This window comes from Terrabacter sp. GCM10028922 (assembly GCF_042666095.1).
Lineage (GTDB): Bacteria > Actinomycetota > Actinomycetes > Actinomycetales > Dermatophilaceae > Terrabacter.
Window position 1 is genome coordinate 25,134 of the sequence record NZ_JBHTFG010000001.1, and the last position, 13,372, is coordinate 38,505.

Consider the following 13,372-nt stretch of genomic DNA (forward strand, 5'->3'; position numbering starts at 1 on the left):
GGGTCTATCTGGGCGGAATGGGCGCCCATGCGGCCGAGCTGACGCGGCGGTATCAGGGTGTTCTCGCGGACCTCTGTCCGCCACCGCCGGGTTGTCGGACGCCGGCCTGGGAGTTAGGTCGCCGGTGACCTAGGGGCAGGATGTCGCTTGGAAGGTCCCTGTGGGCAGGCCCGTCTCGGTGTGCCCTTGGTGTGCAGCGCCGGTGATGATGAGGTCGAAGGGGCCCTTGTCTGACGCCGCGAGCACGTAGTGGCAGTGGGGGCCGGGAGCGCTAGCGCCGCGGTCGACGTTCTGGACGTTCCCAAGATCGGCCGGCTGGGTGCTGGCCTGCGCAGCACCGATTGACGTGGCCAGGCCAAGGAGAGCAAGGGTCGAAGCGGCAAGAATTCGGGCGAGCATGGTGATCTCCTCTTCGTTTGGTTCGGTCAAGGCGGAACAACTCTCGTTACATACACGACTCCAGCCGCTGGACGGTTCACCACATCGCGAGAGGAAGGCCTCCTGGCGTGCAGGGTGAGGTGCGCCTGGGGCGCCGGGGCGCGAACGAAACGGCGGCAAGCTGAGTTTCAACATCGTGACTGGCTGGAACGGGCGGAAGAAGGTGTCGCCGGCCGTGACGGCTTGATCCGCCCTCGGGATGGGCAATTCGTGCGGCCGTGTGCAAAATGTGCAGGCTCTGTGGCCGCGGCGACACGGAGCAGGTGAGCCCCCGCAGGGTGAGGATCTCTTCAGCCCCAACGCAGCGTCAGTGGCCTCTCTGCTCGCGGGATCACTTACGTACGTGCTCGTCCCGATCCCAAGGGGTTCCTCGTCCCACGAGTGATGAGCCCCGACTCGACGTCGCGCCCGACAAATCGATGGGGCTTTCGTGGTCCCTGCGCGACACTGACCGACGTGGAAAAGGTCGAGGTCGTCGTCGCCCATCACGAGCGCGCGACCCTGCGCGTCGGCGACGTGTTCCTGAAGGTCGACGCTGACCCGGCGCGCACCGAAGCCGAGTTCGAGGCGATGACGATGGCGCCGATCCCGGTGCCGGAAGTCCTGTGGCGGAAGCCGCACGTGCTGGCGCTGGCCGCCCTTCCGGGGAGGGCGCTCGGCCGTCTCGGCGAACCGTCGACCGCCTCAGCAGCGGCATGGGCCGCGGCGGGTGCCACCGCACGGGTGCTGCACGACGCGCCGCTGCCGCCGTGGCCCGGGGCGAGCCTCGACGAGAAGGCATCGAGCCTCGACAGCGAATGCGCGTGGCTCTTGGCGAACGACGTCCTTCCTGCAGAGCTGGTCACGCGCAACCGCCGGGTTGCCGAGGCTGCGCTCCGACCGTGGACACCGGTGTTCATGCACGGCGACCTGCAGGTCGCCCACGTGTTCGTTGACGGTGACGAGATCACCGGCGTGGTCGACTGGTCCGAGGCGGGTCGAGGCGACGCCATGTACGACCTCGCCAGCCTGACGCTCGGACACCCGGACCACCTCAGCGACGTCGTCGCTGGTTACGGCGCGGACGTCGATCTCGACGTGATCGGCGCCTGGTGGTCCCTGCGCAGCCTGACGGCGATCCGGTGGCTCGTCGAGCACGGCTTCGACCCGACCTCACCCGGCTGCGAGGTCGACGTGCTGAGGTCCCAGTCGTGAGGTTCCACAATGCGCTCGACGGCTCCCACTGTGGTCGTGCCGAAGCCCTCGAGAACTGCCCACCACTCGCGGGACCTGCTCACCACCTCTCGCCACCTGCCCGGTCTGACCGATGACGTGGGGGGCGCGAGGGGGCCGCAAAGCCGCCATGACCGCCAAGACCCCTAGTGCCCAGCAGTACGCATGGTGAGGTCCTCGTCCGTGATGGGGCGGACCACCCGGCAGGGCGTGCCGACTGCGACGCTCATCGGGGGAATGCTGCGGCTGACGACGCTGCCGGCGCCGATGACCGACCCGTATCCGATGCGAACGCCGGGCAGGACCACCGCGTTGCTACCGATCCACACCTTGTCCTCGATCACGATCGGTTCCGAGAACCGTCCGAAGTCGACACGTCGTGAGGGATGCGTCGGGTGTCCCGTCGTGGTGAGCGTCACACTGGGCGCGATCAGGACGTCGTCGCCAATGCGGATGTCCACGTCGTCGACGAACGTGAGGTTCACGTTCCCGAAGAAGTCGTCGCCGATGTGGACGTTGCTGCCGAACCCGGCGTGGAACGGAGGCAGCAGCACCGTGCGTTCACCGACCGAGCCGAAGATGGCTTCCAGCAGCGACCGACGCTTCTCCGTTTCGCTCGGTGGAGTGTGGTTGTACTCGAAGATCTGCTCGGTGCGGCGCCGCGGGCCCTGGAAGGCGGCTTCCGACTCGGTGTAGACAAGCCCCTCGGCGATCCGGGCCAGGACTTCAGCCTCCTGAGCATGCGGCACAGCGGAAGCTCCTTTCGTCCGATTTAGGGACACGAGCCCCGCGCGCCCCTGGTCGACCTGCGCACCCAGAGCCTACGTGCGAGGGGCGTCGGTGAGTAGAAGCGCAGGAGGCTTGGGCGCGGGCCCGATGTCGCACCCGCCACCTACCATCCGGGCCATGGCCCATGCCCTCCTCGACTACTCGCAACCTGGACCGTTCACGCGCCTGGATGCGGCGCAGCTGCGGCTCATCGAGGACCTGCCGGACGACCCCGTCGGCATCTGTGCCGCCGCTCAGGGTCTCGTCATTCAGCCCGCGGATGCCGCCGCGTCAGGAATCGTGGGTGACCGGCTGGCGGAGAAGGACATCCGGCCGGTCAGCGAGCTGATCGCCGCGCTGACGGCGCTGGATCCGTCTCCGTTGCATCTGCCTCGAACGCCTGAGACACGGGTGGTCGGCTGTTGCCGCCACTTCGCCTCCATCGCCTGTGCGTTCCTCCGGGCTCGCGGCATCGCCTCCCGGGCGCGGTGCGGCTTCGGGACCTACTTCCTGGAGGGCCGCGGCGTCGACCACTGGATCACCGAGTACTGGGACGGCGACGCGCGCCGTTGGGTCCGCGTCGACACCGAGCACCTCGGCAAGCAGTACGTCGAGCACCCTGAGGACCTTGCTCCGGGGGAGTTCTTGAGCGGAGGTGAGGCGTGGTCCCTGTACCGAAGCGGCATGGTCGAGGGGCGGATGTTCGGGGTGGCCGGGGTCGACCACGCCTGGGGCGCAGCCGAGATCAGCGGCAACGGCGTCCGCGATCTCGCTGCGCTCTCGGGTTGGGAGATGTTGAACTGGGACGAATGGGGCCGGATGACCGAGGCGTACGAGGGCAGGACAGGACCCGACTACGACGACCTCATCGACGAGGTCGCCGAGGTCTGCTCCCAGGGCGATCCCGTGGCCTTGGCCCACCTGTTCGACAGGGATGATCTGGCGGTTCCCGCTCAGCTGCTCACGTGAGTGTCACGCCACGCGAGCGAAGGGCCCGCTGTCCGGTGCCCAGCGATCTCCGCAAACGCTCGAACGCGTCGCCTGCGTCCCGGAGTAGGCGCGCCAGTGGTCTAGTCAGATGCGTCAGTTGTGGCTCTGTCGCTGGTCCACGACGATGACGAAGGATGGTCCCATGACCACCTCAGAGAGCACGACCGTGACCATCCGGGAGCGCCTGGACTTCTCCTCGGCTACACCGCAGTTCTCCTCGGCCATGAACCGCCTCGACAGCGCGGCCACGCACGAGCTGGACCGAGTCGGGTTCCCCGCCGGCCTCCGCGAGCTCGTGCGGTTGCGTGCCTCCCAGCTCAACGGGTGCGCCTACTGCGTCGACCTCCACACCACCGCAGCTGTCGTCGCGGGGGAGAACGTCCAACGCATTGCAGCCGTCGCGGTGTGGAACGAGTCGACGTTCTTCAGCGCGCGTGAGCGCGCCGCGCTGGCGTTCGCGGAGTCGGTGACGCTGGCGGCCCAGACCCGCGTGCCGGCCGCTGACTACGACGCCGTCGCCGAGCACTGGTCGCCCGACGAGGTCGGCGCCCTTCTGTCGCTCATCGTCACCATCAACGCCTGGAACGCCATCGGTGTCGCGACGCGGGCGTGGGAGCCCCTGCTCGACCCCGGTTCCCCAACGGCCGGTTGAAGCCGGCCGGACCACTGGGCCCCGCCGAGGAAGGCGAGGACGGAAGGGGTCTCGAGCAGAGACCAGCGCGCCGCCGGCTCGTGCCGGACGCCGAGCCAGGCCGAGCGACGCACAGCCATTCAGAAGCACCTGGTCCGGAACCGCACTGCGTGGTGGTGTCCCCGACGTAGTGACCCGACGGGTCGGAGTACCCGATGCGCACTGCGTCGAACTGACCCTCGCCCCTGACCCGGAGGTGGAGCACGAGATTCCTGACCTGACCAGGTGGGGCTGTCGCCTGAACCGCCGGGGCCCGCCCCTTCCACTCGAATCCTTGCGGAAGCCCGTCCGACGACGGTGGCCAACCGCGCCCGGCGACGAAGGCCCAGCGCGGCCAAGGCATGGCAGCGGGACGGGGGGCAGCTACGCATCTCGCGCAACCTTTGCCAGGGGCTTACCTTCTCGAGGTGAGGCGGTTACGTCAGTGCCGTGCCACGCTGCCGACGAGTCGTCCCAAATCGGGCCCGTCTTTCGCCAAGTGGCCCGCGTGGGACGCGAGCCGCGCCTACCGTGAGCGCGTGCCCTCCCATGAAACCGACTCGGCGCGCCAGCCACCTGCGGCGTCGGCGCCCCACTCCGTCGGCGCGCCTTCAGCAGTGGACGTCGACTACCCGTCGTTGTTCCGTGCGGTACCGACCCCCTGTGTCGTGGTCGATGCGGACCTGATGGTTCGTGACTGCAATGACGCCTACGTGGACGTATCCGGTCGGACCCGCACCGAGCTGGTCGGGAGGAACCTGTTCGCAGCGCTGCCCAGGGCGACACCCGGGACTGAGCCGGTTGTCGACACCGTTCGCCGCGCTGTCCTGTCTGCGCTCACGACCGGTCGGACGGTCGTGGTCGGTCTGCAGCGCTACGACGTCGACGGGCAGCGGTCCGCGGGAGGCGTCGAGGGGCGGCACTACTGGATCGGCACCGCGGTGCCCGTGCCGGGGCCGGGTGGCGTGGTGACGGACGTCTTGTACAACATTCACGACGTGACCGCCCTCGTGCCACATCTGGGAGCCGCCCTGAGCGGATCCCTCGAGCTCGGCGGCCTCCAGGCGAGGGCGGCGGTCGTGGCCGCCACTGCGGTCGCGGAACAGAGCCAGATGTTCGACCTGGCCCTGGAGGCGCAGCGGCAGCTGGGCGTCGCCGTCCAGGAAGTCATGCTTCCCGCGGAGGTTCCCGCGAGCGTCACCCAGGCGGTCCAGGTGGCCGTCCGCTACCGGCCGGCGTCGGACGCGCTCCAGGTCGGCGGAGACTGGTACGACGTGGCCGACCTGGGTCAGGGTCGCCTGGCGTGCGCCGTCGGTGATGTCGTCGGTCATGGGCTGCGCGCGGCGGCAGTGATGGGCCAGCTCCGCAGCGCCCTGAGTGCACTGACCGTCGCAGATGTCGGTCCCGCCGCGGCCATGACCGCCCTCGACAAGGTGGCGCGTCACAGCCCCGACGCAACAGCCACGACCGCCGTGAAGGTCGTCATCGACCCGGAGCTCGACCTGGCCATCTACAGCAGCGCCGGCCACCTACCGCCGCTGATCCTGCGCGAGGACGGCACCGTCCAGGCGTTGGACCAGGCACTCGGGCCGCCGCTGGCCGTCACCCAGCGGATCGGTACCAGGCCCCTCGGCACGGCGACCCTGTCCAAGGGCGACACGCTCGTGATGTACACCGACGGCCTTGTCGAGCGCCGCGGTGAGCCCCTCGACCGGGGGATCCGCCGGCTGGAAGAGACCCTTGTCCGGCTCCGAGACCTGGACGTCGAGTCCTTGGCGGACCAGCTTCTGGCCGAGCTGCCACCGCACTCTGCCCTGCGCGACGACATCGCGCTGATCGTCCTGAGGCTCTGACCCCACGTCGCGCCGAGACCACGTTCGTGGAGCGGCTTTCCACGTGCATCTGCACGGTCGCCAGAAGTCGTGTCCCGCCGGGTCCGTATCAGGAGACGTGGTTCCTGCTCTGAACGCCTGAAGATCGGCCGCAACGGGCGGCTGGCTCGGGGAAGGAACTCACATCATGGGCGCACTCCGCTCTCTCAGCGCGAAGTCCGTCGCCGTCGGCGTCGGCCTGCTCGCAGCAACCAGCATGTCGATCGGCTCCGCAGGCGCTGCGCCGCAGGACGGCAAGCAGGCCGCGACGGCCGCCAACGCATCCAGCACGGTGCCCGTCACCGCCGAGGCCAAGGCCGCCGGAAAGGCCAAGTTCGGGGCCAAGGCCACCGACAGCCAGGCGCTCGAGGCCTTCTGGACGCCGGAGCGGATGCGGTCCGCGACCCCGGTGGCCGGCTCGGCAGACTTCGCCGCCAAGGCAGAGAAGTACGTCGCCTCGCAGAAGGCGCTGCACCAGGCGGGCAAGAAGCCCGTCACCAACGACGGTCCGGTCCGCAGCGTCGACGGCGCACCCAGCAAGTTCTTCGCGTCCGGCCTGCAGGCGGCGTACAACCCCAACCTGCCCTACTACGTTCCGACGGCCTACACGGCCGGCAAGGTGTTCTTCACCAAGGGCGGGCTCGGCTACGTCTGCTCCGGGACGATCATCAACACCGAGGGCAGGGACTCGGTCTGGACCGCAGGTCACTGCGTCCACGGCGGCCAGGGCGGCACGTGGCACAGCAACTGGACGTTCGTCCCGGCATACGACGATGACCTGGCCAACCCGCGGCCGTACGGCACGTGGTCCGCGGCATCGCTCCAGGCGCGCACCGCGTGGACGGGCAGCTCCGACTTCTCCCAGGACTTCGGTGTGGCCACGATGAACACGAACTTCGGGGGCTGGCACATCGCCGACTACTTCGGCGGCCAGGGACTCACCGTCAACAAGGGCAAGAACGTCTACGAGTACGCGTTCGGCTACCCGGCCGAGACGCCCTTCGACGGCGGCAACCTCATGCGCTGCCAGGGGACGACCTCGCCCGAGTGGGACTACTGGTTCACGTGGTCCCAGACCGTCAAGATCCCGTGCGACATGACGCGCGGCTCGAGCGGCGGCGGCTGGCTCAACGGCTACAACGGCGACTGGGGCTGGCTCAACGGCGTCAACAGCCGCATCGACCGCATCTCCGGCCCGACGATCATGCTGTCGCCGTACTTCGACGACGACGCGTGGAGCCTCTTCAACTTCAGCCGCTACCTCTGAGATGCCCCAACCGCAAGCACGAAGGGCGCGCCCGGTCCGACCGGGCGCGCCCCTCGGCGCGTTCGCGGCCGGGTCAGCGATCGTCGTCCTCGTCCTCGCCCTCGGTGCGTGTGGCGACGCCGCCACACCGGGGCAGTCAGCGCCGCCGCGGGCCCCGAGCCAGCGCCCGGTACCCACGTCCGGCGGCCCGACGCCGTCGTCCACCGCGGGTGAGGTCACCCCTGTACCCGGACTGCGCGAGCACCGGGCCTCCTGGCGTCTGCTCGAGGCAGGACGGGACCGGAGCGTCGTCGTAGAGGTGAAGGCGGGTGGCCCACCGTGCGACGTCGTGACCTACCTCGATGTCGACGAGACATCCTCCGGCGTGCGGCTCGACGTCTGGACCGGTCGGGTCCCGGGTGCGGTCTGCGCCGGCCTCCCGGCGCTGCTCGGGACCTTCCGGGTCCGCGTGCCCCTCGCCGAGCCGCTTGGATCGCGAGCCCTCACCCCACGCTCCGACTAGCTACCCTTCGAGGCGTGACACGTGCGGATGCGTCCGCACTCGGCGGGATGGCAGGCGTGCACGAGGGAGAGAGACGATGACGCGACACCGGATCTTCGCCACCAGCTTCGCCAGCATCTACCCGCTCTACGTGCACAAGGCAGAGCGGAAGAACCGCCGCAAGGAAGAGGTGGACCAGGTGATCTCGTGGCTCACCGGTTACGACGCCGCAGGTCTGGAGCGGGCCGTCGCCGATGAGGTGGACCTCGAGGCGTTCTTTGCGGGGGCTCCCGGGATGAACCCGAATGCCTCCCTCATCACGGGCGTCATCTGCGGCTACCGGGTCGAAGAGATCGAGGACCCGCTGATGCAGAAGATCCGCTACATGGACAAGCTGGTCGACGAGCTGGCGCGGGGGAAGAAGATGACGGCGATCCTGCGGGGGTGACGGGCAGCCGACTGGAGCATGCTGAGGGCATGACCGATCGAGACGAGTTCCGGGCCTGGGTCGAGAGCGCTCTGTACGACGCCGAGCTCGCCCTGCACAACGGCGACCCCGCCCCGCGGCGGGCGCTCTGGTCCCGCAACGAGCCCGTCAGCGTGCTGGGTGCCTGGCGCAGCGCGTACGGCCGGCAGGAGATCGACGAGCTCTTCACCGCTCTCGGCAAGAGCTTCTCGGACTGCACGTCCTATGCCTTCGAGCTGCAGTCCTACGACGTGGTGGGCGACATGGCCTACACGGCCGGCCTGGAGCACACCACTGCTTCGGTCGGCGGCGAGCCGCGCACCTACACGTTGCGGGCCACCCAGGTGTATCGCCGCGAAGGCGGGCAGTGGCGGGTCGCCCACCGCCACGGTGACACCGTCAGCGAGTGACCAGCCAAACACCGCGCCCCTCGCGCCCTGCGCGCTGAGGACGGCCACGGCCGCGGCCGCGCCGCGTCACAGCGACACCGGGTAGGAGCCGGACAGTCGTATGCCGGCCGGAGGCGGGACGCGTCCGAGGCCGACGAGAACTGCCGAACGGTCATCCAACCCCGAGGGCAGGTCGGCGTCTGCGACGGCTTCCACGGTTGTGCGCGCCCAGTCGAGCCCGACAGGCTCGTCACCGTCGATGCCCAGGTCGAGCTGGTGGACGGCCAGCTCGACGACCCAGGTCGCAAGGAAGTCACCGCTGCGCAGGTACTTCCCCTGAAACTCGACCTGCCCCTCCTGCAACGTGCGGACGGCGACGCACGCGCCCTCGGCCACGTCTTCGAGATGTCTCACGGCCGCTGACGGGCGACCGTAGGCGCTGGCGACCCGTCGCAGCCAGAGGATGTGTGGCACCGGATCGTCGTCACGGTCGTCAGGGTGGCTCGCCCAGTACGACGCAGCATCATGATCCGGTTCGTCGTCGCTGGGGGCCACTCCGACCACCATCTCCTGCAGACCCATGCGAAGGTGGACGACCACCTCCAGCGCACTCCACCCATGGCACCTGGAGGGAGCCAGCAGCTGCAGGTCGGTGAGCGACGCAGCGGCATCCACCGTCTGTCTGATCTGCCGGCCAAGACGCTCGACTGCCGGCGCATGCGCGAATGACAGGTCCCTCATGCGAACCAACCTATGCGGCAGTGCGGGAGGAGCAGAGAGCCCCCGCTCGCCTGGAGGTGAGCGGGGGCTCTTCGACTTGCCCGTCCCCCGACGGGCGGACCCCGGGCACCCCTCCACGAGAACCCTGGGCCGACGACGGGCACCGAGTCGGCGCCGTCATCTACCTAGACGACGAGGGACGCGTTTCATGACACGCTTTCCGGCCGTCGGGGATCGTCGCGGCGACGATCGAGGGAGGGGAGTGGTCCGAGCTCGGCGGGATGGTCGTCGTGAAGTAGCGGAACGGCAACGCGGAGAGCGGGTTTCGCAACCGGGCCACCGGTCCGCTATGGTCTACCTCGCACCCACGGAGCCTCGGTCCCGGCAGGGCTGCAGGCGGACGTAGCTCAGTTGGTAGAGCGCAACCTTGCCAAGGTTGAGGTCGCCGGTTCGAGCCCGGTCGTCCGCTCGTCAGGAAGGGCCCGTCGACACGCGTCGGCGGGCCCTTCCGCACGTGGCGCCGCGACGTCGACCACACGGCATACGGCCTCGGTGGGCGTGTGGTCCGTAGGCTGGCGGCATGGCGGCGTCGAGCAAGAGCCCAGCGATGGAGATCGAGGTCGGCGACTTCACCGTGCGCCTCTCGAGCCCGGACCGCGTCTACTTCTCCGAGCGCGGCGAGACCAAGCTCGACCTCGTCGAGTACTACCAGTCGGTCGGACCCGGCATCGTCAACGCCCTGCGCGAGCGACCGTGCATGCTGCATCGGTTCCCCAAGGGCGTCGACGGCCAGAAGGTGCACCAGAAGCGGCTGCCCGCCGGAGCGCCGCCCTGGGTCGAGACGGTGCGCCTGCACTTCCCGCGCTACGGGCTGCACGCCGACGAGCTGTGCGTCACGCGCCTGGCCGACGTCATCTGGGCGGTGCAGATGTCGACGGTCGAGTTCCACCCGTGGAACAGCCGGCGCTCCGACACCGAGAGGCCCGACGAGTGGCGCATCGACCTCGACCCGATGCCCAGGTGCTCGTTCGACCGGGTGCGGCGCGCGGCCCACGTGACGCACGAGATCCTCGACGAGCTCGGAGCCGTCGGCTGGCCGAAGACCTCGGGCGGCAAGGGCTTGCACGTCTACGTCCGCATCGAACCCACGTGGGGCTTCAAGGACGTGCGGCGTGGTGCCCTCGCCTTCGCCCGCGAGGTCGAGCGACGCCTGCCCGACGAGGTGACCACGACGTGGTGGCGGCGCGACAGGGCGCCCGACGACCTGTTCGTCGACTACAACCAGAACGCCCGCGACCACACCATCGCTGCGGCGTACAGCGTCCGTGGCAACCCGCGGGGCACCGTGTCGGCGCCGTTGCGCTGGGACGAGATCGACGATGCCGAACCACAGGACTTCACCATCGCGACGATGCCGGAGCGCTTCGCGGCGCTCGGCGACCTGCACGCCGGTATCGACGACGCCGTGTTCGACTTCAGCACACTGCTCGAGTGGGCCGAGCGTGACGAGCGGGAGGGCCGGGACGTGCCGCCCGAGCCCGAGGACGCGAGCGCCTGAGGCGGGCCGGCCCGGTACGCGCGACGGGTCAGTCGCGAGAGATGACGTACGGCGGCGGAGCGTCCGGATCGCCGGAGGTCGCGAGGGGCTCGGTGAGGATCGCGCACGCGCCGTCGGTCGCGCCGTCGGTCGCGCCGTCGGTCGCGCAGCCGACGAGCCGGTTGCGGCCGTCGGGCGTGACGGTGCTCAGCACGAGGGTCCGTGGCGTGGGCGCCGTGCGGTAGCCGGCCTGCACGACGATCGACCCGGCCGGAACACGGACGTCGAAGGCCGGACGTCCCGTTCTCGTGTCGACGAGGAGCACCTGGGTCGTCTCGGCGCCCGTCGCACGGCCGACCGCGATCGCGAAGCGGCCATCGCCGGTGAGGCCCGTGACGGGCAGGCCCCTGCAGTCGAGCGGGCGCGTGACCTGGCTCGGGGTGTCGACGTCGAGCACGGCGAAGCAGCCGGACGGCGTCGCGCCGACCGCGGTCCTCGTCGAGTCGTTGAAGACCACCATCTCGGACTGGCGCCACTCTGCCGTCCGTGCCGTGGTGGTGTCCCACCGGAAGGTGGAGCCGTCGCGTGCGTAGAACACGGCCCGGCCGGCGAACCCCGCGACCCGGGCGTCCTGGCCGACGTCCGGCAGGGCCGCGACCTCGCTGCCGGCGTCGTCGCGGATGCTGAGGCGCCCCTCGGCGTCGACGTAGGCGAATCGGGTGCCGCGGTTGGCCTCGACGTGGCTGGCCGCGTCGCCCAAGGCGACCAGGGTCGAGCCTCCGACGTCCTCGAGCGCCATCCGGGTACGCCCCGACTGCACGACCGTGACGACGCGGTTGCCGCCGGGGAGCCGCAGCACGTCGACGACGTCGCCGTCGGTGCCGACCTGGTTGCTCCCCGCCGCGCTGTGGAAGTCGCCGTCGACCGCGTAGGGCAGGACGAGGGCACCGGTGGGCGGGCCCGTCGTGGGCAGGTCGACGACGCGGAGACCCGTCGCGGTCGACGCCGACGTGGGCCCCGTCACCGCCGACGTGGTGCCGCTCGGCTGGCCCGACGGCGCCGAGGTGCGCCAGACCGCGATGCCGACGGCTGCCCCGAGGACGAGCACGCCGACGCCCGCACCGGCGACCAGCCGGCGTGACCGGGCGGCTGACGTGGGAGCCGCGGCTGGGGAGGACGGCCCCATGGGCGCCGTGGGCTGTGGTCTCACTGACGGCGTCGGGGTTGCCGACTCGGCCGGCCCGGTCGGTGCCGGTAGCGGGGTGCGCGACGGACGCACCCGGTCGAGCAGGTCGGTCACGTCCGCGAAGTCGGGTCGTTCGGCGGCCAGCTGCTCGAGCATCGGCAGCGCGGTTGCGGTCGCGTCGGCAGCGAGAGCTCCCTGGGCTGCGTCGTACAACGAGCGCCACCGCGTCTCGGGGACCGGAGTCGCCATGGTGGTCGGGACGAAGCTGAACGGCTGGGCGCCGCCCGAGCGCAGCAGCACCGCGGTGCCCCACTCCGATGCCTCGTCGGAGGTCGCCATCGCCTTGCGCACCTCGCAGATCGCCGCGTCGATCGGCAGTCCCCGTGTGAGGTACGAGTAGAACTCGTGGCAGAAGACGATGGCCGCACGGTCCGAGATCTCGGTCTGCATGGCCACGGCCGCGGGCAGCCCCTGACGCACGAGGGCCTGCCCGACGCCGGAGAACGCGTTCCGTCCGGATGTGCGGGCACCTTCGCAGGCGTTGAGCACCGCGAGCTGGAGGTCCCGCGCGTCGTGGAGCAGCGTGCCGAGGCGAGCGCCGCTCACCCGGTGGGCCGTCCGGTCCTCACGTTCCAGAACGAGCACGCCCTCGTCTCTCGCGCGGTCGAAACCGCCGTGGCCGATGAAGTGGAAGACGTGGAAGGGCTCGAGCAGGGCGTGCTGCAGCGCTACCAGCGTCGGCCTCTCGAGCACGACGAGCTCGAGCTGGCCCGCAGCCACGAGGTCGCTCGTCGTCGCGCGCAGCAGCTGCTCCTCGCGGTCGACAGCGAGCTCGGGCACGTCGGTCGGGCTGGAGATGAGGACGAGGACCCGCAGCGGCGCTCGCACGGACACCGGTGGCGGCGGGTCGAGGGCGTCGAGCAGGCGCACCACGGGCGTTCGGGTCGAGAGTGTGATGAAGCGGCCCAGGGCCTCCGAGTAGAGGTACTCCCACGGGATCGACTCGAGCTCGGGGACTGCGTCCAGACGCAGCCGCAGCCGCACGTCGCGACCGTCGCGGCGGGCGGCGTCGAGGGCGGCAGTGAACGCCGTGCCGACCTCTCCGGCGAACAGCGCCGCACCGAGCCTCGTGCCGTAGTCCCTGACGTCGGTGACCCGTTCGACGGCGGGCAGGAGCCGGCGCGAGGCCACCCTCGGCGGACCGACCGCGACCATGAAGTCGGCGAGCTCCGTCGGCGTGAAGGGGAGGGTGAAGACCGTGGAGGCGGAGCGTCCGCCCGCGCCGGCCACGTGCACGGCATATGCGCTGCCGTTGTTCTCGACGGCGACGTCGAAGTCGGCGTACTCGTCGGCCATGCCGCACACCTCCTCGTCGAG

Annotated in this window: 12 protein-coding genes and 1 tRNA gene; 10 read left to right on the forward strand and 3 right to left on the reverse strand. The window is 70.1% G+C overall.

Annotation, left to right across the window (positions count from 1 at the left end; genetic code table 11):
• Nucleotides 1–894: 894 nt before the first annotated feature.
• Nucleotides 895–1,632 (forward strand): phosphotransferase family protein, encoded by a 738-nt coding sequence (locus ACFQU3_RS00105; protein ID WP_385904664.1) that lies wholly within the window; start codon nt 895–897, stop codon nt 1,630–1,632.
• 164 nt (nt 1,633–1,796) lie between these two features.
• On the opposite strand, the gene ACFQU3_RS00110 is transcribed toward ACFQU3_RS00105, so the two are convergent.
• A complete protein-coding gene (locus ACFQU3_RS00110; protein ID WP_385904667.1) occupies nt 1,797–2,399 on the reverse strand; it encodes a sugar O-acetyltransferase in 603 nt (200 codons plus the stop codon).
• Between the two features lie 157 nt (nt 2,400–2,556).
• Between ACFQU3_RS00110 and ACFQU3_RS00115 the strand changes: the two genes are divergently transcribed.
• From ACFQU3_RS00115 to ACFQU3_RS00145, 7 genes are all read left to right on the forward strand, one after another.
• Complete coding sequence (locus ACFQU3_RS00115; RefSeq protein WP_385904670.1) at nt 2,557–3,387, forward strand: transglutaminase-like domain-containing protein; 831 nt, start codon at nt 2,557–2,559, stop codon at nt 3,385–3,387.
• A gap of 163 nt (nt 3,388–3,550) precedes the next feature.
• Nucleotides 3,551–4,060 carry a carboxymuconolactone decarboxylase family protein gene (locus ACFQU3_RS00120; protein WP_385904673.1) on the forward strand — a complete coding sequence of 170 codons (510 nt, stop codon included), beginning with the start codon at nt 3,551–3,553 and terminating at the stop codon, nt 4,058–4,060.
• A gap of 380 nt (nt 4,061–4,440) precedes the next feature.
• Complete coding sequence (locus tag ACFQU3_RS00125) at nt 4,441–5,931, forward strand: SpoIIE family protein phosphatase (protein WP_385904676.1); 1,491 nt, start codon at nt 4,441–4,443, stop codon at nt 5,929–5,931.
• A 166-nt stretch (nt 5,932–6,097) separates the two neighbouring features.
• Nucleotides 6,098–7,216, forward strand: coding sequence for a trypsin-like serine peptidase (locus ACFQU3_RS00130; RefSeq protein ID WP_385904679.1), 1,119 nt, complete (start codon nt 6,098–6,100; stop codon nt 7,214–7,216).
• 1 nt (nt 7,217) lies between these two features.
• The gene (locus ACFQU3_RS00135; protein ID WP_385904682.1) at nt 7,218–7,718 is read left to right on the forward strand and encodes a hypothetical protein; all 501 of its coding nucleotides are present in this window, start codon (nt 7,218–7,220) and stop codon (nt 7,716–7,718) included.
• Between the two features lie 76 nt (nt 7,719–7,794).
• Nucleotides 7,795–8,145, forward strand: coding sequence for a DUF2200 domain-containing protein (locus tag ACFQU3_RS00140; protein ID WP_385904685.1), 351 nt, complete (start codon nt 7,795–7,797; stop codon nt 8,143–8,145).
• A gap of 29 nt (nt 8,146–8,174) precedes the next feature.
• Complete coding sequence (locus ACFQU3_RS00145; protein WP_385904688.1) at nt 8,175–8,573, forward strand: nuclear transport factor 2 family protein; 399 nt, start codon at nt 8,175–8,177, stop codon at nt 8,571–8,573.
• A gap of 66 nt (nt 8,574–8,639) precedes the next feature.
• Here the strand turns inward: ACFQU3_RS00145 and ACFQU3_RS00150 are convergent, their stop codons facing one another.
• Nucleotides 8,640–9,293, reverse strand: a complete 654-nt coding sequence (locus ACFQU3_RS00150; RefSeq protein ID WP_385904691.1) for a maleylpyruvate isomerase N-terminal domain-containing protein — start codon at nt 9,291–9,293, stop codon at nt 8,640–8,642.
• Nucleotides 9,294–9,668: 375 nt separating this feature from the next.
• Between ACFQU3_RS00150 and ACFQU3_RS00155 the strand changes: the two genes are divergently transcribed.
• Both ACFQU3_RS00155 and ligD read left to right on the forward strand, forming a co-directional pair.
• Nucleotides 9,669–9,741: transfer RNA gene (locus tag ACFQU3_RS00155), tRNA-Gly, on the forward strand.
• A 111-nt stretch (nt 9,742–9,852) separates the two neighbouring features.
• Complete coding sequence (gene ligD / locus ACFQU3_RS00160; RefSeq protein WP_385904694.1) at nt 9,853–10,830, forward strand: non-homologous end-joining DNA ligase; 978 nt, start codon at nt 9,853–9,855, stop codon at nt 10,828–10,830.
• A gap of 28 nt (nt 10,831–10,858) precedes the next feature.
• On the opposite strand, the gene ACFQU3_RS00165 is transcribed toward ligD, so the two are convergent.
• Nucleotides 10,859–13,351: a CHAT domain-containing protein gene (locus ACFQU3_RS00165; RefSeq protein WP_385904697.1), complete on the reverse strand. Its 2,493-nt coding sequence runs from the start codon at nt 13,349–13,351 to the stop codon at nt 10,859–10,861.
• Nucleotides 13,352–13,372: the final 21 nt, after the last annotated feature.